Below are 21,999 nucleotides of genomic sequence, written 5' to 3'. Positions count from 1 at the left end.
ACCGCACATGGCGCAAAGCGAGCGCAACTCGCCCGCCGGGCAGGGGCGATACGGACAGTAAGGGGCTGTCCTCCCTGCCGTGGTGCACACTTGCTGCCTGGTACAGCGCTCACGGGGAAGGCGGCCTGGCAATGCTGACGGGGATCGAGGAGGTCGACTGGGCCTCACTGGGGCACGCGTACGGCCCCGCGGACGACGTACCGGCACTGCTCCACGGGCTCGCCTCCCCCGATCCGGCGGAGCGGGAGACCGCGCTCGACGGCATGTACGGCGCGGTGCACCACCAGGGCGACGTGTACGACTCGACGCTCGCCTGCATCCCCTTCCTCCTCGAACTCGTCGCCGACCCGGCCGTCCAGGACCGCGGCTGCATCGTCGAGCTGCTCACCAGCATCGGCGGGATCGAGCTGGACGACGACGAGGACGAGCTGGACGAACTCGGGCCGGACGACGACGAGTTCATTCCCGCCGCCAACTACGCCATGGCGGCCGCCGCCGTCGCCGCCGGGGCCGACGTCTTCCTCGGGCTCGTCGCCGACCCGGACCCCGAGGTACGGCTCGCCGCGCCCTGCGCGCTCGCCTCCCTGCACCCGGAGCCGGGCCGGGTCCTGACCCTGCTGCGGGAGCGGCTCACCGTCGAGCGGGACACCGAGGTGCTGCTCGCGCTGGTCGCCGCCGTGGGGCAGATCGCGCTGCGGCACGCCTTCCTCCGCGACGAGACCGTCGAGTGGCTGGACTGGCTCGCCCGCGCGGCCCAGGACCCGGGGCTGCGGCTCGCGGCCCTCGCGCAGCTGGCGCGGTGCGCGCCGGCCGCCATCCCGGACGACGTGGTCGAGCGGGTGACCGGGCTCCTGGAGCAGATCAGGACCGCGCCGCGCGGCACGGGGACGGGTGCCGGGTCCGGGCCGGTGGCGGGTCCGGGTTCCCCCTCCCCCGCGGGCCCGGGCACGGGGAACGGATCATCCGGTGCCGGTGCCGCTGCCGGTGAGGTCCGGCCGCCCTCCACCCCGACGCTGGTCGGGCAGGTCCGCGAGCTGCTCGACGAGCACACGGCCGGGCGGCCGGCCCCCTGGACGGAGGAGCTGCTGCGGACCCTGCACACCGCCCTGGACGACCGGGTGGACGACCGCATCGCCCTCGTCCTGGCCCAGTTGCGCAGCCCCGACTGGGGGCAGCGGGCGGACGCGATCTGGCTGTGCGGGGGGTTGATACGGCGGTGGCGGGGACGGTACGAGGAGGTCGTCCGCCTGGTCGGTGCGCAGCTGCACGACCCCGAGCCCCGGCTGCGCGAGGCCGCGACCGCCTTCCTGGAGCGCCTCTTCGAACTGTGCGGCCCGGCCTCCGACGCGCTCGCCGCGCGCGTGGGGGCCCGGCCGGCCGTCTCCTACGTGCCGTACGAACCCCTGGAGACGTACGGGACGCGCGAGGCGTACGGGACGGGTGCGTTCCGTGGCTCGAACGGCTCCGGCGGTACGGACGGCTTCGGCCGTTCCGACGCGCCGGGCGGCGTCCGCACCGGCCTCGGTGACGCCCCGGACGGGGGCGGGGGCGGCGACCGGCCGGGCGGCGACGGGGCGCTCCTCGCGCTCGCGCGGGCCGGTGACGCCCGCGCCGTACCCCTGCTGGCGCGCGCCCTGGAGCGGGGGGAGGTCCGGCGGGAGCTGCTGTACGCGGTGGACGGCCTCGGGCCCGCCGCCGCCGCGCTCACACCGCTGCTGCGGCTCAGGCTGGCGGAGGTCGACCTCGACGAGCGGCTCTACGACCGGGCCGCCCCGCTCCTCTACGCGCTCGGCGCCGTCCGGGGCGGCCAGGCCCTGCCGGAGGTGCTGCGGGTGCTGCGCGGGGCCCCTCCGAACCGGCGCGCATGGGTGTGGGAGTCGGCGCTCCGCACGCTCGCGGCCTTCGGCCCGGCCGCGCGGACGGCCGCCCGGGACCTGCGCCATTTCCTGACCGCCGACGCGGCCCCGGTCGCCACCTGGGCGGCGCGCGCCCTGTGGGCGGCGGAGGGGGACACGCGCGAGGTGCTGCCCGCCCTGGAACGGTGGCTGCGGCCGGGCGTCCCCGCCGGCGACTGGTGCGCGGCCGCCCAGGCCCTGGGCGCGATCGGCCCGGCGGCGAGCGCCGCGGCCCCCGCGCTGCGCCCGGGCCTGGCCTCGCGGGACCTGTGGGTACGCGTCCACGGCGCGGCGGCCCTGTGGCGGGTCTCCGGCGAGACGGACCGCACGCTGCCGGTGCTGCTCACCGCGTGGGAGGAGGACCGGCACACGCGCCCCGAGATCGCCGCGTGCCTGGCGGAGATGGGTCCGGCGGCGGCGGAAGCGCAGCTGGTGGTCCTCACCGAACTGACCCGCAGACGCCGCCACAACGCCCGCGAGGGCACCTCGGGCAGCCATGACATCCACGAGGACGAGAAGCTGCTGACCCTCTGCCGGGCGGCCCTCGCCCGGATGGAACGCCACCTCCCCTGAGGGTGTCGCACCGATCTTGCCGCCGGACAAAAGGGACTTCCGTACGAATCAGGCTTTAAGGTCTACGGGAGACCTCCCTGTCCCCGGCCCCGCGAGGAACACCGTGACCCGCCGCTCCGTGCCGCCGGCGGCGGCCTTCGTCGCCGCCGGTGTCCTCACGCTCGCCGCCGGCTGCGGGGCGGCGGGCGAGGGGCGGCTGGAGAGCGCGGGGCCGACGTCCACGGCCGTGGGGCCGGTACGGCTCTGGCCCGACCTGCCGCCCGCCACGAACCCGCCGATCGACTACGGCGAGACCGACAACGAGCGTGTGCCCGGCATCGCGGTCACCGCCGGGGACGTGCACACCGTCGACCCGCTGGCGGTCGTCCGCGCGGAGGTCCGCGCCCGTCCCGACACGGTCTCGGGCCCGAACGGCGTGTACGCGGGCACGGTGCGGGCGATCGGGGCCTGCGCCGGCGGGGCCGGGTCGGCCGGGTGCCCGCTCATGGAGCCGTACTACCACGACCTCACCGGCGACGGCCGGGACGAGCTGATCGCGGGGATCCGGCTGCCCGACCAGCAGGTGGCCGTGCTGGTCTACCGGGCCGAGCGGGGCGGGCTCACCCGGGTGCTGTCCACCGTCGAGCAGGTCATCAGCGTGGAGCTGGCCGGCCGGGACCTGATCATGCGGGTGGGCTCCGCCGGCATCCCCGGATACGAGTACCGCACCGCCTGGTCGTGGGACGAGGACCAGGGCAGCATGCTGCCCGCCCGGGACGAGATCGTCCGCGTCCGGCCGCCCGGGAGCGTGCCCTCCGTCGCCGCCCCGTCCGCGCCGCCCACCCCGCCGGCCACTCCCCGGGTCTCGCCGCCTCCCGCGGCACCCGTTCCCGCGCCCGACGGGACCGCGCCGGAGGAGACCGGGCCCGGTTCCGCACCCGAGGAGACCGGGCCCGACGGGACCGCGCCGTGAGGCTGCCCCGGCCGCCCGCCTGGACGGCGACCCTGACCTGGAAGGCCGCCGTCTTCATCGCGGTGATGTGCTGCTCCCTGGCCGCGCTGCTCGGCGTCCTCGTCCACGTGTCGGTGACCGACCGGACGGTGGACGACTCCCGGGAGAAGGCGCTCGCCCGGCTGACCGAGGCGAGCCGCACGTACGAGGCGGGGGAACCGCTCCCCCGGTTCGCCGCGATCGACCCGCCCGGCCTGCCGGCGGCCCTGCGGGCGCTCGCGCTGCGGGGCGAGCACGGCACGATGGTCTCCGACGACGAGGGGCGGCCGACCATGTGGGCGGCGGGCCCGGCGGACTCCCCCCGGACCGGCCGGGTGGAGGGGCCGGTGGCCGTGCGCGCCCTCGCGGTGCGGGTCGACCACACGCAGAGCGCCGAGACGATCGAGGCGCTGGACCGGGCCATCCTCGGCTCCTCCGTGCTCGCCATCGGGACGACCCTGCTGGTGGGCGCCTTCGCCGTCACCCGGATCACGCGGCGGCTGCACGCCACCGCCCGGGTGGCGCGCCGGATCAGCGCCGGTGACCTCGACGCGCGCGTGGACGATCCGCGCACCAAGGACCCCTCCCGCCCGCAGGACGAGGTGGCGACGGTCTCGGGAGCGCTCGACACGATGGCGTCCTCGCTCCAGCGCAAGCTGCAGAGCGAGCAGCGGTTCACGGCCGATGTCGCGCATGAACTGCGGACCCCGCTGACGGGCCTCTCGGCGGCGGCCGAGCTGCTGCCCGAGGGGCGGCCCTCGGAGCTCGTACGGGACCGGGTCCGCGCGATGCGGTCGCTGACCGAGGACCTGCTGGAGATCTCGCGCCTGGACGCGCGCAGCGAGACGGTGGACCTGGCGGTGCACCGGCTGGGCCCGATCGCCGAGCGCGTGGTCCGGGCCTCCGCCGGGGGCGATCCGCGGACCGGGGCGCTGCCCGCCGGCGCCCCGGCCGAGCTGCGGATCGTGCGCGACGCGGAGGTCGAGACCGACCGGCGGCGCCTGGAACGGGTGCTGGGCAACCTGGTGGCCAACGCGCACCGGCACGGGGCACCGCCGGTGGTGGTGACCGTGGACGGCCCGGTGGTGACGGTGCGGGACCACGGGCCCGGCTACCCGGCGTACCTCCTGGAGGCGGGACCGCAGCGGTTCCGTACGGAGGGCGGCGGCAAGGGCCACGGTCTCGGCCTGACCATCGCGGCGGGCCAGGCCCGGGTGATCGGCGCGGAGCTGGTCTTCACCAACCCGCCGGGCGGCGGCGCCGAGGCCCGGCTCCGCCTGCCCGCGTACGGTCACGGCGCGGAGGACGGCGGCGGGGAGGCGGGGGGCGGAGGCGCGTGAGGACGGGCGTCCACCGCCACCCGCACGACGACCGCACGGCACACCGTCACACAAAAGGGACATAGGGCATACGGCTTGCTACGTTGCGCACCATGACCGCACCCCCGAGCCCGGACGCGCCGCCGCTCGGGGTCCGTGTGCCGAAGCGCCGCGGGGTGGAACTCTCCCTCCTGGTCGGCGCGGTCCTGCTGTCCGTGCTCGGGTACGCCGAGGTGGGACTCGCCCGGAACGGTGCCGTCCCGCCCGACGCCGCCCGCTACGGCGCGGGACTCGGGCTGCTCGCGCTCGTGGCGCATCTCGCGGTGCGGTTCCGTGCCCCGTACGCCGATCCGCTCCTGCTGCCGATCGCCGTCCTCCTCAACGGCCTCGGGCTCGTCCTCATCTACCGTCTCGACCTGGAGACCCCGCACGACCGGGCGGCGGCGCCCCAGCTGGTCTGGTCGACGCTCGGGGTGGCGCTGTTCATCGTGGTGGTGCTGCTGCTGCGGGACCACCGGACGCTCCAGGGGTACGCGTACGTGTCGGTGGCCGCCGCGCTGGCGCTGATGATCCTGCCGATCTTCTTCCCCGCCGTGAACGGCGCCCGGATCTGGATCCGGATCGGCGGGCTCTCCTTCCAGCCCGGCGAGTTCGCGAAGATCCTCCTGGCGGTGTTCTTCGCCGCGTACCTGGCCGCCAACCGGCACGCGCTCGCGTACACCGGCCGCCGGTTCCGGCAGCTGCGGTTCCCCACCTGGCGGGTGCTGGGGCCGATCGTGGCGATCTGGGTGCTGAGCGTCGGCGTCCTCGTCCTCGAACGGGACCTCGGCACCTCGCTCCTCTTCTTCGGGCTGTTCGTGATCATGCTGTACGTGGCGACGGGCCGGACCGGCTGGATCGCGATCGGCCTGGTCCTCGCCTCCGCCGGGGCCTTCCTCATCGGCTCGGTCGAGCCGCACGTGCACAGCCGGGTGGAGGACTGGCTCGATCCGTTCGCCTCGATCCGGGCGGGTGAGGGACCGGGGCAGCTGGCGCAGTCCCTGTTCTCCTTCGCCGCCGGCGGGATGCTCGGCACGGGGCTCGGGCTCGGCCACTCCGTCCTGATCGGCTTCGCGACCAAGTCGGACTTCATCCTCGCCACGGCCGGGGAGGAACTGGGCCTCCTCGGCCTCACCGCCCTCTTCGTCCTCTACGCGCTGCTCGTCGGCCGCGGCTTCCAGGCCGGCCTGTCGCTGCGCGACGCCTTCGGCCGGCTCCTCGCGACCGGGCTCGCCTCGATCGTCGCGCTCCAGGTGTTCGTGATCGCCGGCGGGGTGATGGGACTGATCCCCCTGACCGGCATGGCGATGCCGTTCCTGGCGCAGGGCGGTTCGTCGGTGGTGACCAACTGGATGATCGTGGCGCTCCTGATCCGGGTCAGCGACTCGGCGCGCGCCCCGCTGCCCGAGGCGGCGGACACCGGCCCGGTCGCACCGGTGCGGGAGGGAGTGCGGTGATCCGGTACATCCGGCGGGCGGCGGTGCTCTGTCTCGTCCTCCTCGTCGCGCTGCTGGTGAACGCGGCCCGGGTGATGATCTTCGAGGCGGCCGAGCTGGACGGCAACCCGGCCAACCGGCGGATCGCGATCCAGCGCTACGCGCAGCCGCGCGGGGAGATCGTCGTGGACGGCCGCCCGGTGACGGGTTCCCGCGACAGCGGGCAGCAGCTGCGCTGGGAACGGACGTACCGCGAAGGGCCGATGTACGCCCCGCTGACCGGTTACGCCTCACAGACGTACGGCACCACGCTGGTGGAGCACGCGGAGGACGCCGTCCTGGCCGGTACGGATCCGGTGCTGGCGCCGCTGCCGCTGTGGAACGACCCCCGGCGGGGCCGGCAGCCGGGCGGGGACGTGATCACGACGATCCGCTCCTCGATGCAGACGGCGGCCTTCCGGGGACTCGACGGCAAGCGGGGTGCGGTGGTGGCCCTGGAGCCGCACAGCGGCCGGATCCTGGCGCTGGTCAGTTCGCCCTCGTACGACCCGGGGGTCCTGTCGGGGACGGGCCGGGCGGTGAAGGACGCCTGGCGGCGGCTGAACTCCTCGCCGAACCAGCCGATGCTGAACCGGGCGCTGCGCCAGACGTACCCCCCTGGCTCCACCTTCAAGATCGTGACGGCGGCGGCCGCGCTCGACGCGGGGGCGGTACGGGACGTGGAGGCGCCCACGGACACCCCGGACCCCTTCGTCCTCCCGGGCACCCGGCAGGTGCTGCCCAACGAGGCGAAGGGGTGCGGGGACGCGTCGCTGGCGTACGCGATCCGGTGGTCGTGCAACACGGTGATGGCCGGGCTCGGGGTGGAGGTGGGCGCGGCCGGGATGGTGGAGGCGGTGGAACGCTTCGGCTTCAACGACACCGGGCTGCGCGTGCCGTCCTGGGTGGCGCGGTCGAACTTCGACCGCGGGATGAGCCCGGACCAGCTGGCGCTCTCCTCCATCGGGCAGTTCGACACGACGGCGACGCCGCTGCAGATGGCCATGGTGGCGGCGGCGGTGGCGAACCACGGGGAGATCGCCTACCCGTACCTGGTCGACCGGACGACGACCTCGGGCGGCACGACCGTGGGCCGGATGGCGCGCCGCACCTACCGGCAGGCGATGACCCCGTCGACGGCCGTCCAGCTCCAGCGGCTGATGGTGCGAGCGGTGGAGGAGGGGACGGGGGGCAACGCGGCGATTCCCGGGGCGCGGGTCGGCGGCAAGACCGGCACGGCGCAGCACGGTTTCGGCAACACCGGGACGCCGTACGCCTGGTTCATCGCCTGGGCGCAGGCCCTGGACGCGGCGCAGCCGGCGGTGGCGGTCGCGGTCGTCGTGGAGGACGCCGAGGCCGCCCGTACGGACATCAGCGGCGGCGGCAGCGCGGCTCCCGTCGCCCGGGCGGTGATGGCGGAGGCGCTGCGCCTGGAGGCGGAGGCGCGCGGCCGGGGCGCGGGCAGCGCCTCCGCGGCGGGCGGCTTCCCGGCGCGGACCGGGCCGTGAGCCGTGTCCGGCACGGGGGCGCGGACGTCCGGGGGCACCGCCGGGCCGGCGCCCCCGGGACCGGCTGGGCCGGGGCCGTGAAGGAGCGGCGACCGCCCGCAGGGCAGGCGCGACTTCACGGACACGGCTCAGGGCCGGACGTACGGCCGCGTCATGACCTCCATGTTGTGGCCGTCCGGGTCGGCGAAGTAGGCGCCGCGGCCTCCGAAGAGGCGGTTGATCCGGCCGGGTTCGGTGTGGGCGGGGTCGGCGTAGTAGGTGACCCCGACCGCCTCCAGGCGGGCGATGACGCCGTCGAACCGTTCCTCGGGGACGAGGAAGGCGTAGTGCTGGGACTGGATCGGCTCGTTCCTCTGCTCGTAGTGGTCGAGCGTCACGCCGTTGTCGAGGTCGACGGGCAGGAACGGGCCGAAGGGGGCGCCGACCCGCAGGCCCAGGACCGCCGCGAGGAACTCGGCGGACAGGTACCGGTCGCTCGCGTGGACGACGGTGTGGTTCAGCTGGACGCCGGCCGGGGACGGCTCGGGCGCGCGCGGACGCGGTGGGTGAACGGACATGGGTGAGGTGTCTCCGGTCGTGTGAGGTGCGGGGAAGAGCGCCCAGGGCGCGGGCCGCGAAGACGCGGAGAAGGAAGGCGGGCCTCTCGCCCGCCCCGGCCTCACGCCGGAGCCGGGACCCTCACTCGTGCGTGGCCCATGGCCGACCCGGCAGTCACCCGCCCGACCCTAGTGACCGTCCCGGGCGGAGGCAAGATCGTTTCCCGGTCCGCGCCGGCGGGGCCGGGGCCGCCGCCGGGTACGCCCGGGTGCCCCGCGCTACTCCGTCGCCGCGCCCTGGGCGATCGCCTCCTCCACTTCCGCCACCCGCTCGCGCTCCTCCCGTGCGAAACGCTCCGCGTCCAGCCGTTCCGCGACCTCCTCGTCCTGGGCCATGAGGAGGTCCAGGTTGGAGTCGCCCAGCTCGAAGACGCCCATGTCCAGGTAGGCCTTCTGGAGCCGCTCGCCCCACAGGCCTATGTCCTTCACGCAGGGGACGATGCGGCTGAAGAGGAGCTTGCGGAAGAGGTGCAGGAAGGCGCTCTGCTCGCTCATCTCCTCGGCCTCCTTCCTCGGGATGCCGAAGTTCTCCAGGACCTCGACCCCGCGCAGCCGGTCGCGCATGAGGTAGCAGCCCTCGATGACGAACTCCTCGCGTTCGCGCAGTTCGGCGTCGGTGAGCTGCTGGTAGTAGTCGCGCAGCGCCATCCGCCCGAAGGCGACGTGCCGGGCCTCGTCCTGCATGACGTAGGCGAGGATCTGCTTGGGCAGCGGCTTGTCGGTGGTGTCGCGGATCATGCCGAAGGCGGCGAGGGCGAGACCTTCGATGAGGACCTGCATGCCGAGGTAGGGCATGTCCCAGCGGGAGTCGCGCAGGGTGTCGGAGAGGAGCCCCTGGAGGTTGTCGTTGATCGGGTAGAGCATCCCGATCTTCTCGTGGAGGAAGCGGCCGTAGATCTCGGCGTGCCGGGCCTCGTCCATGGTCTGGGTGGCCGAGTAGAACTTGGCGTCCATGTCGGGGGCGGACTCGACGATCCGGGCGGCGCAGATCATGGCGCCCTGCTCGCCGTGGAGGAACTGGCTGAACTGCCAGGAGGCGTAGTGGCGGCGCAGGTCGCCCTTGTCCCTCTCCGAGAGCTTGGCCCAGTGGCGGGTGCCGTGGAGCGTCATGGCCTCGTCGGGGGTGCCCAGCGGGTCGAACGGGTCGACCTCCAGGTCCCAGTCGATGCGCCGGGCGCCGTCCCACTGCTTGTCCTTGCCCTTCTGGTAGAGGGCGAGGAGCCGGTCGCGGCCCGGATCCTGCCCGTCGTATTCCCAGGTGAAGCGGGCGCCGGCGCCGGGCGAGGGCACCTCCCACCGCGGCGCTCCCGGGGGGTTCGCATAGAGGTCGTGGGTCGACACTGACGACTCCTCACTGCCGTTCGCCGGCAGGCTCACACGGTGTGGACGGGGTGGTCGACACGTCCCGCGCGGGGGATTGACGACCCTGCTGACGGGCGGTCTCATAAGGAGATACCCCGGGTAACCCCGGTCGATCCGTGGACGTGCCGGCGAGCGCGACGAGGTGCCTCATCATGACCCCCTTCACCGAGCCCGACTTCTCACTCCTCCGGGACGCCCTGGGGCCGCTGCGCGACCGGGAACAGGTCGCCGAACGCCTCCTGGAGTCCTCCCGCAAGCACTCCTTCGACCCGGACACCGAGCTGGACTGGGACAGCCCCTTCGAGGACGGCGCTTGGTTCTGGCCGCCGGAGCTCGTCTCCCTCTACGACACGCCGCTGTGGCGGCGGATGTCCGAGGAGCAGAGGATCGACCTCTCGCGTCACGAGGCCGCCTCGCTCGCCTCGCTCGGCATCTGGTTCGAGATCATTCTGATGCAGCTGCTCGTGCGGCACATCTACGACAAGTCACTGACCAGTCATCACGTGCGCTACGCGCTCACCGAGATCGCGGACGAGTGCCGGCACTCGATGATGTTCGCCCGGCTGATCCGGCACGGCGGCACGCCCGCGTACCCGGTGCCGCGGCGCTACCACAACCTCGCGCGCGTCCTGAAGACCGTCTCCACCACCCCCGGCTCCTTCGCCGCCACCCTCCTCGGCGAGGAGATCCTCGACTGGATGCAGCGCCTGACCTTCCCGGACGAGCGGGTGCAGCCGCTCGTCCGCGGCGTCACCCGCATCCACGTCGTGGAGGAGGCCCGGCACGTCCGGTACGCCCGCGAGGAGCTGCGCCGCCAGATGGTGACGGCCCCGCGCTGGGAGCAGGAGTTCACCCGGCTGAGCTGCGGCGAGGCCGCGAGGGTCTTCTCCGTCTGCTTCGTCAACCCGGGGGTGTACGAGGCCGTGGGCCTGGACCGGCGGGAGGCGGTGGCCCAGGTGAGGGCGAGCGGCCACCGGCGCGAGGTCATGCGGACCGGCGCCCGGCGTCTGACGGACTTCCTCGACGACATCGGCGTCCTGCGCGGCCCGGGCCGCCGGCTCTGGAAGTCCTCGGGGCTGCTGGCCTGAGGAGGGACGGCGGCCGGTTCCCCGCGCACCGGGGCGGGGGCCGGGCTCGCGGGCGGCGGCGGGTTCCCCACGCTCCCGGACCGGGGCGCGGGGGCCGGGGTTACGCTGCGGGCATGACGAGCGCCGCCTCTCCCGCCTACCGCAGGCTCAGCGTCGAGGAGCGGCGCGGCCAGCTCCTCACCGCGGCTCTGGGCCTCTTCGCCCACCGGCCGCCCGACGAGGTGTCGCTCGACGACGTCGCCGAGGCGGCCGGGGTCTCGCGCCCCCTCGTCTACCGCTACTTCCCCGGCGGCAAGCAGCAGCTGTACGAGGCGGCCCTGCGCTCCTCCGCCGACGTGCTGAACCGGTGCTTCGCCGAGCCGCCCGCCGGACCCCCCACCGAACGGCTCGGGCGGGTCCTCGACCGTTACCTGGCCTTCGTGGAGGAGCACGACGCCGGGTTCAGCGCGCTGCTGCGCGGCGGCAGCGTCGTGGAGACCTCCCGGACGACCGCGATCGTGGACGAGGTGCGCCGGGCCGCCGCCGAGCAGATCTACGTCCACCTGGCGGCGGAGCGGCCGGGGCCCCGGCTGCGGATGCTCGTGCGGACCTGGATCGCGGCCGTCGAGGCGGCCTCCCTGATCTGGCTGGACGAGGGGAAGCAGCCGCCGCCGGGTGAGCTGCGGGACTGGCTGGTGGACCACCTGGTCGCCGTGCTCGCCGCCGGCACGGCGAGCGACGCGGAGACCGCCGGGGTGGTCACGCACCTGCTGGCCCAGGAGACGCCGGACGGTCCGGTCGCGCGCCTGGCCCGCCGGGTGATACCCGTGGTGGGGGTGGCCGCCCGTCTGCTGTGACCGGGGGGCCGGGGGAGACTGGAGGGGTGAGAAGCGAGAACACCCCTTTCCGCGGCGGTCCTCTGGACGGCCGGGTCCTGCCGATCCTGGTCGGGCCGACCGGCCACCCGCCCAAGTGGTACGAGGTGCCGGTGCCGGCCCATGACGGCCGGCCGCCGACCGTGTACGCGTACCGCCGCGAACCGGCCGGCTACACGAGGCGGCTGGGGCTCCAGCGCGGGTGGGTGTACGTGTACGCCCCCGAGGGACGGGAGCGGCGCGAGCTCAAGTGGCCCTGGTCCAAGCCGGCGCCGGCGGCGGAGCCGCGGCGGGACGCGGAGCCGAACGGGTGACGCATCGGGAACGCGCCCCGATGCGTACGGTAATCGGATGAAGTGACGCGTCATCATCCCGGTGGAGGTGGTGATGACGTGTCGCGATGGCTGCTGCGCACGGTCTGCACGGGGATGCTCGCCGCGTCGACCGCGCTGACGCCGGTCACGGGCCTGTCGGAACCGGCGGGAGCCACCGCCGCGCCGGCCGGTACGCCCGCCGGCCCGCCGGCAGGGCCCACCGCGCCCCCGGCGGCCCCGGACCGCGAGGCACCCGCCGGGGAAGCGGGCGAGCCACCCGTCACGGCACCGCCCGCCGGTGAGCCGGCCCCCGGCGAGGAACCGCCCACGGGGGAGCCCGCCCCCACCGGGCCGCCGCGCTCCGACGTCCCCGCCCCCGCCGAAGCGCCCGCGACGGCACCGCCCGGCGGTGAGCCCGCCCCCGTGGAGCCCCCCACTACCGCCGGACCCCACGCCGGGGACGACGACGCCGCCGCGCTCCCGCCCTCCGGAGGTGACTCCGTCACCACGCTGCTGACCCGGCTCCGGACGCTCTACCGGCAGGCCGAGGAGGCCACCGAGCGGTACAACGCCACGGCGGAGGCCCTGAAGCTCCAGGCCGCCGACGCCCGGAAGGTCACGGCCGAGCTGGCCGACACCCGCCAGGCCCTCGCCCGGGCGCGGGACGCGGCCGGGCGGCTCGCGCGGGAGCAGTACCAGGGCCGGTCCGCCCTCTCCCCGGCGCTGCGGCTCCTCCTCGCCCCCGACCCCCGGGCCGCCCTGGACCAGAGCCACCTGATGGCGCGCGCCGCCCGGGACCGGGCCACGACGATCGCCCGGCTGAGGGACGCCGAGCGGCGGGCCGGCACGCTCGCCGCCGCCTCCGCCGAGGCCCTGGAGCGGCAGCGGGCGCTCGCCGCGCGGCAGCGGACCCAGCACACGCAGGTCACGGCCCGGCTCCGGGAGGTCGAACGGCTGCTCGCCTCGCTCTCCCCCGCGCAGCTGACCCGCCTGGCCGAACTGGAGCGGGCACAGACGGCGGGCGCCCAGCGAACCCTGCTGGACTCGGGGGTCCTCGACGGCCTGCGCACCCCGTCCCGGGCGGGCGCGGCGGCCCTCCGCTTCGCGGTGGACCGGATCGGCACCCCGTACGCGTGGGGGGCGGAGGGCCCGGACGCGTACGACTGCTCGGGGCTGACGCGGCGGGCGTGGGCGGCGGCCGGCCGGGACATCCCGCGCACCAGCCAGGAGCAGTGGGCCCGGCTGCCCCGGGTCCCGCTGACCGAGCTGCGCCCGGGCGATCTGGTGGTCTACTTCCCCGGCGCCACCCATGTCGCCCTCTACCTGGGCGAGGGACTGGTGGTGCACGCGCCGCGGCCCGGCGGCCGGGTGAAGGTCTCCCCCGTCGCCGCGAACCCGCTCCTCGGCGCCGTACGTCCCGACCCGGACGGGGCGGCGCTCCCCTCCTACGAACCGCCACGGCTTCCGGCGGGCGCGCGGGACGGCTCGGACGAGGGGTACGACGCGACGGCCTGAACCGGGAGCGCCGGGGCGCCGCCCGAGGCTCACTCGAAGAGGGAGAGGAGGCCCTTCAGCCAGATGCCCGCCATCACGGTGCCGCCGAGGAACGCCCCGACGGTGACCACGACGCAGCCGGACCGGCCGCCCTCGTCCGGCAAACCCTCCCCGTCCTCGTCGAACGGGACCGGCTCGTCCCAGTCCACCGGTCGCCCCACCTCGGCCGCGCAGGCCTCCCGGACCTCCGCGAGCCGCTCCGCCGCGAAGGCGGTGGCCGCGAGCGCCTCCGGGCCCCGCCAGGCGAGGGCCTTCATGCGCCACCGGGCGGAGACGTACCGACGCTCGAAGGCGGCGGTCTCCTCCGGCGCGCGGTCCTCCTCCAGGTACGTCCAGCGCCCCGCCTCGGCCGCGTCCCCGTACAGCCGGTAGACCTCGGCGAGCCGGCGTCGGAGCGTCAGGTCCCACGGGTACGACCCGACGAGGCCGCGCAGGCGCTGTCGTGCCAGGGGCACGCGCCCGGCGGCCAGGTCGGCGTCCACCCGGGCCAGGGTCTCGTCGAGGGGCATGGCCCCATGATCCCGGCCCGCGCCCCGGTTCTCGACCGGTTTTCGCCGGTGGGAAGGCCCTGCCTCAGGCGCCGGTGAGCGAGGCCAGGTAGGCGTTCGTCTTCTCCGGGTCGTAGAAGAAGTTCTCGAAGTCCGCCGGGTCGTTGAAGCCGTTGGCGAAGCGGTCGGCGGCCGGCTGGAGCTGTCCCGCGGCGCCGAGGAGGTTCAGGACGTGCTCCGGCGGCGGGGCGAGCATGGCGTTGGTCCACTTGGTGACGTGCTGGGCCGTCTGCCAGTAGCGGTCGAAGGTGGCCCGCATCCACTCCTCGTCGAAGGGGCGGTCGCCGTGCTCCACGATGGCGGCGAGGTACGCGGCGGCGCACTTGGAGGCCGAGTTGGAACCCTGGCCGGTGATGGGGTCGTTGGCGACGACCACGTCGGCGACGCCGAGGACCAGGCCGCCTCCGGGCAGGCGGCCCACGGGGTTGCGGACGGTCGGCGCGTACCGGCCGGCGAGGGTGCCGCCCGCGTCGGTGAGTTCGACCTTGGTGGCGCGCGCGTACTCCCAGGGCGTGAAGCGCTCCATCAGTTCCAGCGTCAGCGCCAGGTGCTCCGAGGGGTCCTTGACGCCCTGGAAGACGTCGAGCGGGCCGCCGGGCACGCCCTCCCAGAAGAGGATGTCGGCGCGGCCGCCGGTGGTGAGGGTCGGCATGACGAAGAGTTCGCCGACGCCGGGGACGACGTTGCAGCGCACCGCGTCGAAGTCGGGGTGCTCGGGGCGCGGGCCGAGGCCGTGGACGTAGGCGACGGCGAGGGCGCGCTGCGGCTCGCTGTAGGGGGAGCGGGAGGCGTCCCGGCCGAACATGGAGACCAGTTCGCCCTTGCCGGCGGCGACGAGCACCAGGTCGTAGCGGCGGGCGAAGAAGTCGAGGTCGCCGACGGCGGCGCCGTGGATGACGAGCTGGCCGCCGCGCTGGGCGAAGGTCTCCATCCAGCCGGCCATCTTCACGCGCTGGTCGACGGACTGGGCGTAGCCGTCGAGCCTGCCGACCCAGTCGATCGCGCGGCCGCCGTCGGGGGCGGCGACGGAGACGCCGAGGCCCTCGATCCTCGGGGCCTGCGACTCCCAGAAGTTGAGGCCGAGGTCGCGCTCGTGCTGGAGGGCGGTGTGGAACATGCACTGGGTGGACATGACCCGGCCGGAGCGGATCTCGTCCGCCGTCCGGTTCGACATGAGGGTGACCTCGTAGCCCTGCGACTGGAGGCCGAGGGCGAGCTGAAGACCGGACTGTCCGGCCCCGACTATGAGTATCTTCCGCATGGGTGGTGCTCCTGGCGTGACGTGACGGGGAGGGCTATTCGGGGGTGGCTTCGAGCGCGTGGGCGACCATGGCGAGCAGCGTCTCCACGACGCTGTAGCGCTTGCGCGCGTCCATGATCACCACGGGGACGTGCGGGGGCACCGTCAGGGCCTCCCGTACGTCCTCCACCTCGAACCGCTCGGTGCCCTCGAAGTGGTTGACGGCCACGATGTACGGCAGCCCGCAGCTCTCGAAGTAGTCGAGGGCCGGGAAGCAGTCGGTGAGCCGGCGGGTGTCGGCGAGCACGATCGCGCCGATCGCCCCGCGCACCAGGTCGTCCCACATGAACCAGAAGCGCTGCTGGCCGGGCGTGCCGAACACGTACAGGACGAGGTCGTTGTCGAGCGTGATCCGGCCGAAGTCCATGGCCACGGTCGTGGTCAGCTTGTCCGGCGTGGCCGTGAGGTCGTCGGTGTCCTCGCTGGCCCGGGTCATCAGGGCCTCTGTCTGGAGCGGGGTGATCTCCGAGACCGCGCGGACGAAGGTGGTCTTGCCGACGCCGAAGCCGCCCGCGACCACGATCTTCGTGGCGATCGGGGCGCGGCTGTGGTCCAGTTGCCAGTCCTGGGCGCCCTCCTCGGTGTCGGCGCCGGGCAGGGGATCGCCGGCCCGCGGCTGGGCGGGGACGGTGACGGTGGCCGCCGCGGGCTCGGGGACGACGGCGGTGTCCGCCGGTACGACGGCGGTGGCGTCAGAGACGACGGAGTCCACTCAGCACCCTTTCGAGGAGCGCGCGGTCGGGCTGGCCGGTGCCGTGACCGGTCCCGTACACACGGATCTTTCCCTGGTCGGCCAGGTCGCTGAGCAGCACCCGGACGACTCCCAACGGCATCTTCAGAAGTGCCGAGATCTCCGCGACGGTCCGCATCCGGCGGCAGATCTCGACGATGGCCCGCATCTCGGGCATCAGCCCGCGGGCTCCCGGCCCGCCGTCCGTCAGGACCTTGCGGGCGGCCGGCGCCTCGAGCGCGGCCACGAAGGTCTCCACGAGCAGCACGTGGCCGAAGCGGGTGCGGCCGCCGGTCAGCGAGTAGGGGCGCACGCGGGCGGGGCGGCGCCCCTCCCCCCGTACGGGCAGCCTGTGGGGGTGGAACCCCGACGACAGCGACGTCACCGGCCGCCCTCCATCGACTTGCGCAGTTCGCTGCGGACCTCGGGGGTGAGGACGTGGCCGGCCCGGCCCACGAAGAGGGCCATGTGGTAGGCCACGACGCTCATGTCGCAGTCGGGTTCGGCGTGGACGCCGAGCAGCGAGCCATCGCTGATCGACATCACGAAGACGCTGCCCTCCTCCATCGCCACCATGGTCTGCTTGACGCCGCCGCCGTCCATCAGCCGGGCGGCGCCGACGGTGAGGCTGCCGATGCCCGAGACGATGGTGGCCAGATCGGCGCTGGAGCCCCGGGGGCCCTGGGGGCGGCCGGCCTCGTCGGCGGTGACCGGCTGGGCAGCCGGGTCGGAGGAGAGCAGCAGCAGTCCGTCGGAGGAGACGACGGCGACCGAGCGGACGCCCGGCACCTCCTCGACGAGATTCCCCAGCAGCCAGTGCAGGTTGCGGGCTTCCGTGCTCAGTCCGAATGTTCCGGTCGCGGTCAACTGCGTGCCTCCTCGACGGTGTCCCCCGTGTTCTCCTCTGTACGCGCGGTTCCCGCCGCGGCTATCTCCGCCTCCACGTCCCGGCGGCCGTTCTTGGCGCCCTGGTGGAAGCCGCCGAGCCGGCGGCGCAGGGCCTCGGCGTCGACGCTGCCGCGGCGCCGCGCCGCGGACCCCTCGGGCTGGCGGACCACCTGCGGGGTCCGCTTGGGCAGCCCCTTGTCGGTGACCCGCTCCCACTGCGCGGGACGCGGTCCGGGGACGGCCTGGTCGGCGGCCGTTCCCTGTGCGGGGCCGGGGTGGACGGGGCCCGGTGCGGGCTCCGGCACCGGCTGCTGCGCGGGGCCCGTGGCGGGCTCCGGAGCGCCGGGAGTCTCGTCGTACGCGCCGGGGGGCTCGCCGTACGGGTCGTACGCGGGGTCCTCGGGCGCGCGGTCGTGCGCGTCCGGCTCCGGACGCGGGTCGGGCAGCCGGACCTGGAGCGTGGTCTCGGAGACCGCCTCAGGGACGTCCACGCCGGGCCGCACCGGCGCGGAGGTCTTCTCCGGCGCGGGGGCCTGCTCCTCGGGCGCGGAGCGGGCCTGCTCCGGTGCGGGGGCGTCCGGCCCGGGGGCGTCCGGCGCGGGCTCGGCCTCGTCCCGTACGGGCTCCGCGGGGACCGGCGGCCGACCGGCCGCCGACTCCGCCACCGGGCCGGGTCGCGCCGGTGCCTCGGGCGCGCCCTGGTCCCCGGCCGCGTGGAGGGCCCGCTCGGCGGCTTCCACCAGCGGGTCCCTGGTGCGGGACGGGAGGGTGTTGGAGTTGGCCTCGGCGACCGAGCCCGGCAGGTTGATCGTGGGCGCGGAGCCCCCAGCGCGCACCGGCTCGGGGACGGCCGAGGCCGGCGGGGCGGAGGGCAGCAACGGCAGCGGCAGGACGACGACGGCCGCCGTCCCGCCCGGCTTCTGCTCGCGCAGCTGGACGCTGACGCCGTGGCGGGCGGCGAGCAGGGCGACGACCCGCATGCCGAGCCCCTCGCCCTCGAAGGCGTCCGGGTCGGCCTCGGCGAGGCGGGCGTTGAGCTCGGCGAGCCGGGCCGGGGCGACGCCGATGCCCGCGTCCTGGACGGAGAGCATGACCTCGCCGCTCTCCAGGAGCCAGCCGGACAGCTGGACCTCGGCGTCCGGCGGCGAGAAGGAGGTGGCGTTCTCCAGGAGCTCCGCGATCAGGTGGCTGAGGTCGTCGGCGGCGAAACCGGCCACCTGGGCGTGCGGCGGGAGGGACTGGATGGTGACCCGCTCGTAGCGCTCGATCTCGCTGACGGCGGCGCGCAGCACGTCGACGAGCGGGACGGGCCCGGCGTGGCCGTGGACGTGCTCGTGGCCGGCGAGGACGAGGAGGTTCTCGCTGTGGCGGCGCATGACCGTCGCCATGTGGTCGAGCTTGAAGAGGGTGGCCAGGCGGTCCGGGTCCTGCTCGCGCTCCTCCAGCTTCTCGATGACGCCGAGCTGGCGCTCGACGAGGCCGAGGCTGCGCAGGGAGAGGTTGACGAAGGTGTGCTGGACGGTGCCCTTGAGCCGCTCCAGGTCGGCGGTGAGCAGCGCCACGCGGCCCTGGAGGTCGGCGCGCTGGGCGGCGAGCTCGGCGCCGACGGCCTCCTTGTCGGCCTCCAGGTCGGCGTTCCGGCCGGCGAGCCGCTCGGCGTGGGCGGAGAGGCCGGACAGCTGGGCGTGGAGCGTGTTGAGCGAGCGGACGACCTGGGCGAACTCGTCGTTGCGGCCGGTGAAGCGGACCGGCTCCTCGGTCTGCGGCGTCGGCGCGGCGGCGAGCCGGGCGGCGCCGATGCGGAGCACCGCGAGCGGCCGGGTGAGGCTGCGGGCGACGTACGTGGAGACGCCGAGGGCGACGAGCAGGCAGCCGCCGAGGAAGGCGACGCGCAGTTCGAGGGCGGTGACGTCGTCGTCGCGGAGGGCGGCGATCCGCTCGACCCGCTCGGCGGCGAGGGCGGACTCGACCCCGCGCATCTGCTCGATGCGGGCGGAGAGCGCGGACTCCAGGGCGGCCGGGGACGTCGTGCGCTCGCGCTCGGTCAGCCGGGGCTGGTCGGTGAGGGAGGCGAGGGACCGCTCGGCGTTCTTGACGTCGGGCCCGGCGACGGTGGCCGCGAGGGAGTCCCGGGCGGCGGTGCCGGCGGACTGGTCGAAGTCGCCGAGGGCGGCGAGTTCCCGGACGCGGGCCTGCTGGGCGGCGGCGGTGAGGGCGTCGCGGACGCGGTCGGCCTCGGCCGCGCCCTCGGGCTCCTCGGGGACGTAGGTGCCGGTCGTGGGGTCGTAGCGGACCTCACCGGTGGGCTCGGGCCGCGGGACGGCGAGGGCGGCGACGAGCAGTCCGCGGGTGGCGGAGGCCTGTTCGACGGCGCGGCCGAGGGCGGCCGGGGCGCGGGTGGCCTCGGTGAGCGCGGCGTCGGCGGCGCGGGCCGGGGTCTTCTCGGCGAGCTCGTCGGCGAGGGCCTGGAGCTTGACGATGATGTCGGTGTACGCCTTGTGGGCCTCCAGGGCCGTGCCCTTGCCGGTGAGGGCGGTGCGGCGGACGGAGGGCACGCCTGCGAGGTCGCGGCGCAGTTCGTCGGGTGCGGCGGGCCGGATCTCGTCCATCTGCCGGTCCACGCGGGCGGAGCGGGTGGAGGTGATCTGCCGCTTGTCCTGGGCGGAGCCGGTCTGGGCGTCCCGGCCGGCGGCGATGAAGGCGACGACCTCGTCGCGCTCGTCGGCGAGCGAGTGCGCCAGGGTGACGGCCTGCCGGTCGAGTTCGGCGAGGGTGACGAGGCGCTGGGACTCGGTGAGCTCGGCGGAGGCGGTGAGGACGGCGGGGGCGCCGGCGGCGAGCACGGTGACGCCGACGAGGGCGACCCCGGCGACGAGCCGGTTGCGCACGCGCTTGGCCCGGCCGGTGGGAGCCGCGGGGGCCGGGACGGCGGGGGCGGTGTCGGGGGAGGCGGCGGGACGGTCGGCGGAGGCAGCGGGGGTCGCCGGGGCGCCGCCGGAGGCCGGCGGCTCACCGGGGGTCCGACTCCGCGTGCCGTTGTTGCTCCGAGGCCGCTTCTTCTGCACCGGTGCTCGCATTCTTGACTCGTCCGCCCACAAAGCAGAGGTGACGACCGGTCACATGGAGCGCCCCCACCCCTGGTACGGATTCCGACCATTCCAGCGCTTCGGGTAAGGGGGCGCGCATCGGCCGCACCGCCACCCGAACGAGTGAACAACACTCATGAGTTGGCGAACAACTCGCCACCCCGCCTCCGGAGGGCCCGGAAGGGGCCCCGGTTGGATCTTCCGCGCGGGCTTTGGCAGGATGCCCGCCCGCAGCTCGCCGGAGCCTCCGGTTCCGCCGGGATCGCACCCCGCCACCCCTTGGTACAGGCCTTTTTGCCGCCGTTTGCAGGTGTTGTGAAGGTCCGGGCGCGGCCAGCAGACTGGCCGTCATGCGCAGCCACGTCGCCTCCTTGCCCGGCAGCCCCGAACGCCCCAACGAGGACTGGGGAGCCGCTGCTCCGGCCGCCTGCGGACGCGGGGGGACGGTCGTCCTGCTCGACGGGGTGACACCACCCGCCGGGGACGTCGGGTGTGTGCACCCGGTCCCGTGGTTCACCGCCCGCCTGGGCGGGGCTTTGACCGAACTGTCCGCTTCCCGGCCCGAGATGCCCCTCCGCGAGATCCTCGCGGAGGCAATCCGGCGCACCACGGACGCCCACCGCGCCACCTGTGACCTTTCTCACGCCCGTACGCCCCAGGCGACGGTGGTCCTCGCCCGCTGGGACGAGAGCACCGTCGAGCATCTGGTCCTCTCCGACTCGGCGCTGCTCCTGGAGGCGCCGGGCGGGGCGGTCCGGGCCGTCCTCGACGACCGGCTCGACCGGGTGCCGGACGAGGTGCGGCGCTCGGTGGCGGCGACCGACCGGCTGCGCAACCGGGAGGGCGGCTTCTTCACGGCGGCGGCCGATCCGGCGGTCGCGGAGCGTGCGGTGACCGGTACGACCCCGCGGGCGGAGGTACGGGCCCTGGCGGCGCTCACGGACGGGGCGAGCCGCTGGGTGGAGCTGTTCGGCGCGGGCGGCTGGGCGGAGTGCTTCGGGGTCCTGCGGAAGGAGGGCCCGTACGGGCTGCTGCGCCGGGTGCGGTCCCTGGAGACCCGGGACGCGGCGCGGGGCGGCGCCCGCCGGTGGAAGCTCCACGACGACGCGACGGCGGTGTACGCGGAGCTGGGGGACGGACTCGGCGACGGCGGTGGGGCCGGCCGGTGGGGGCGCACCGGGTGAGCCGGGGCGGCCGGGGTGCGGTGCGGAGGGTGGCCGGGGGCCGGGGGTTCAGCTCTCCGCGCGGACATTGAACTGGTGGAGCAGGCGGGCGAGTTCCGCCACCTCCGCGCGGTCCCAGTCGGCGAGCTTGCGGACGTAGCGCTCACGGCGGGCGTCGCGTACGCGCCGGAAGCGGTGGCGGCCCTCCTCGGTCAGCCGGACCAGGGAGGCACGGCCGTCGGCGGGGTCGGGGTCGCGGGCCACCAGACCGAGGTCCTCCAGGGCCCGCAGCTGACGGCTCATGGTCGCCTTGCCGACGCCGAAGTACGCGGCGAGTTCGGTGGCGCGCTGGGGGCCGGCGTCGTCGAGTCGGACGAAGAGGCCGTAGGCGGCCGGTTCCAGTTCGGGGTGGACCTCGCGGGCCATCTCGCCGGACTGGGCGCGGGCGCGGCGCAGGAAGACCGCCAGTTCGCGTTCGAGGGCGAGGAATTCGCGGTCGACGCCCGCCCCCGGCGTGGCTCCGCCGTCACTCCCCGTACCGCTTCCGTGCACGTCAGCACCCTCCACGCGCCTTCCGGCCGCTGAAAGTTTCCCGGCGCGGCGGCCATCGCCGCAGCTCTTTCAGTATTTCGCAGGCGTAGACCAACGGCGCCACCCGGCACCCCTTCCGCCACCGGTTCTACGTGCGTAGCGTCATTCCCGGCGACATCAATGACATGTCCACACCAGGACATGCC

At 75.0% G+C, this 21,999-nt stretch carries 19 protein-coding genes; 10 read left to right on the top strand and 9 right to left on the bottom strand.

Annotated elements, in window-relative coordinates:
* The first annotated feature begins 131 nt into the window (after positions 1-131).
* The 5 genes from ABTY40_RS14825 (at position 132) to ABTY40_RS14805 (ending at position 7,779) form a co-directional block, all read left to right on the top strand.
* Positions 132-2,468: a PBS lyase gene (locus ABTY40_RS14825; RefSeq protein WP_352059846.1), complete on the top strand. Its 2,337-nt coding sequence runs from the start codon at positions 132-134 to the stop codon at positions 2,466-2,468.
* Positions 2,469-2,571: 103 nt separating this feature from the next.
* The gene (locus ABTY40_RS14820) at positions 2,572-3,420 is read left to right on the top strand and encodes a hypothetical protein (protein WP_352059845.1); all 849 of its coding nucleotides are present in this window, start codon (positions 2,572-2,574) and stop codon (positions 3,418-3,420) included.
* Positions 3,417-4,778, top strand: a complete 1,362-nt coding sequence (locus ABTY40_RS14815; RefSeq protein ID WP_352059844.1) for an ATP-binding protein — start codon at positions 3,417-3,419, stop codon at positions 4,776-4,778. Before ABTY40_RS14820 ends, ABTY40_RS14815 begins: the two co-directional genes overlap by 4 nt.
* Before the next feature lie 92 nt (positions 4,779-4,870).
* Positions 4,871-6,253 carry an FtsW/RodA/SpoVE family cell cycle protein gene (locus ABTY40_RS14810; protein ID WP_352059843.1) on the top strand — a complete coding sequence of 461 codons (1,383 nt, stop codon included), beginning with the start codon at positions 4,871-4,873 and terminating at the stop codon, positions 6,251-6,253.
* The gene (locus ABTY40_RS14805; RefSeq protein ID WP_352059842.1) at positions 6,250-7,779 is read left to right on the top strand and encodes a penicillin-binding transpeptidase domain-containing protein; all 1,530 of its coding nucleotides are present in this window, start codon (positions 6,250-6,252) and stop codon (positions 7,777-7,779) included. Before ABTY40_RS14810 ends, ABTY40_RS14805 begins: the two co-directional genes overlap by 4 nt.
* A 128-nt stretch (positions 7,780-7,907) precedes the next feature.
* Here ABTY40_RS14805 and ABTY40_RS14800 read toward each other — a convergent pair whose 3' ends face one another.
* Positions 7,908-8,336, bottom strand: a complete 429-nt coding sequence (locus ABTY40_RS14800; RefSeq protein ID WP_352059841.1) for a VOC family protein — start codon at positions 8,334-8,336, stop codon at positions 7,908-7,910.
* 258 nt (positions 8,337-8,594) lie between these two features.
* The gene (locus tag ABTY40_RS14795) at positions 8,595-9,716 is read right to left on the bottom strand and encodes a ferritin-like domain-containing protein (RefSeq protein ID WP_352059840.1); all 1,122 of its coding nucleotides are present in this window, start codon (positions 9,714-9,716) and stop codon (positions 8,595-8,597) included.
* 173 nt (positions 9,717-9,889) lie between these two features.
* Here ABTY40_RS14795 and ABTY40_RS14790 point away from each other — a divergent pair, with 173 nt between their 5' ends.
* From ABTY40_RS14790 to ABTY40_RS14775, 4 genes are all read left to right on the top strand, one after another.
* Entirely contained in the window at positions 9,890-10,825 is a 936-nt protein-coding gene (locus ABTY40_RS14790; RefSeq protein WP_352059839.1) for an AurF N-oxygenase family protein, read from the top strand.
* 113 nt (positions 10,826-10,938) lie between these two features.
* Entirely contained in the window at positions 10,939-11,661 is a 723-nt protein-coding gene (locus tag ABTY40_RS14785; protein WP_352059838.1) for a TetR/AcrR family transcriptional regulator, read from the top strand.
* A gap of 26 nt (positions 11,662-11,687) precedes the next feature.
* Positions 11,688-11,993 (top strand): DUF8847 domain-containing protein, encoded by a 306-nt coding sequence (locus ABTY40_RS14780; RefSeq protein WP_352059837.1) that lies wholly within the window; start codon positions 11,688-11,690, stop codon positions 11,991-11,993.
* Positions 11,994-12,071: 78 nt separating this feature from the next.
* Complete coding sequence (locus tag ABTY40_RS14775) at positions 12,072-13,508, top strand: C40 family peptidase (RefSeq protein WP_352059836.1); 1,437 nt, start codon at positions 12,072-12,074, stop codon at positions 13,506-13,508.
* A 29-nt stretch (positions 13,509-13,537) separates the two neighbouring features.
* Here the strand turns inward: ABTY40_RS14775 and ABTY40_RS14770 are convergent, their stop codons facing one another.
* The 6 genes from ABTY40_RS14770 to ABTY40_RS14745 all read right to left on the bottom strand — a co-directional run bounded on the left by ABTY40_RS14770 (position 13,538) and on the right by ABTY40_RS14745 (position 20,090).
* The gene (locus tag ABTY40_RS14770) at positions 13,538-14,056 is read right to left on the bottom strand and encodes a DUF6584 family protein (RefSeq protein WP_352059835.1); all 519 of its coding nucleotides are present in this window, start codon (positions 14,054-14,056) and stop codon (positions 13,538-13,540) included.
* A gap of 64 nt (positions 14,057-14,120) precedes the next feature.
* Positions 14,121-15,356, bottom strand: a complete 1,236-nt coding sequence (locus tag ABTY40_RS14765; RefSeq protein ID WP_352059834.1) for a styrene monooxygenase/indole monooxygenase family protein — start codon at positions 15,354-15,356, stop codon at positions 14,121-14,123.
* A 34-nt stretch (positions 15,357-15,390) separates the two neighbouring features.
* The gene (locus tag ABTY40_RS14760) at positions 15,391-15,993 is read right to left on the bottom strand and encodes a GTP-binding protein (RefSeq protein ID WP_345288991.1); all 603 of its coding nucleotides are present in this window, start codon (positions 15,991-15,993) and stop codon (positions 15,391-15,393) included.
* A 94-nt stretch (positions 15,994-16,087) separates the two neighbouring features.
* Positions 16,088-16,510 carry a DUF742 domain-containing protein gene (locus ABTY40_RS14755; protein ID WP_345288910.1) on the bottom strand — a complete coding sequence of 141 codons (423 nt, stop codon included), beginning with the start codon at positions 16,508-16,510 and terminating at the stop codon, positions 16,088-16,090.
* Positions 16,507-16,992, bottom strand: a complete 486-nt coding sequence (locus ABTY40_RS14750; protein WP_352059833.1) for a roadblock/LC7 domain-containing protein — start codon at positions 16,990-16,992, stop codon at positions 16,507-16,509. Before ABTY40_RS14750 ends, ABTY40_RS14755 begins: the two co-directional genes overlap by 4 nt.
* Positions 16,989-20,090, bottom strand: a complete 3,102-nt coding sequence (locus ABTY40_RS14745; RefSeq protein ID WP_352059832.1) for a sensor histidine kinase — start codon at positions 20,088-20,090, stop codon at positions 16,989-16,991. Before ABTY40_RS14745 ends, ABTY40_RS14750 begins: the two co-directional genes overlap by 4 nt.
* 359 nt (positions 20,091-20,449) lie before the next feature.
* Here ABTY40_RS14745 and ABTY40_RS14740 point away from each other — a divergent pair, with 359 nt between their 5' ends.
* Positions 20,450-21,283: a hypothetical protein gene (locus ABTY40_RS14740; protein WP_352059831.1), complete on the top strand. Its 834-nt coding sequence runs from the start codon at positions 20,450-20,452 to the stop codon at positions 21,281-21,283.
* Positions 21,284-21,331: 48 nt separating this feature from the next.
* On the opposite strand, the gene ABTY40_RS14735 is transcribed toward ABTY40_RS14740, so the two are convergent.
* Entirely contained in the window at positions 21,332-21,814 is a 483-nt protein-coding gene (locus tag ABTY40_RS14735) for a MarR family winged helix-turn-helix transcriptional regulator (RefSeq protein WP_352059830.1), read from the bottom strand.
* Between the last annotated feature and the right edge of the window lie 185 nt (positions 21,815-21,999).

It is taken from the genome of Streptomyces sp. NPDC126503, assembly GCF_040302405.1.
Lineage (GTDB): Bacteria > Actinomycetota > Actinomycetes > Streptomycetales > Streptomycetaceae > Streptomyces > Streptomyces gulbargensis.
The sequence above is the reverse complement of the archived record's forward strand: the minus strand, read 5'-3'. Positions and strand labels throughout refer to the sequence as shown.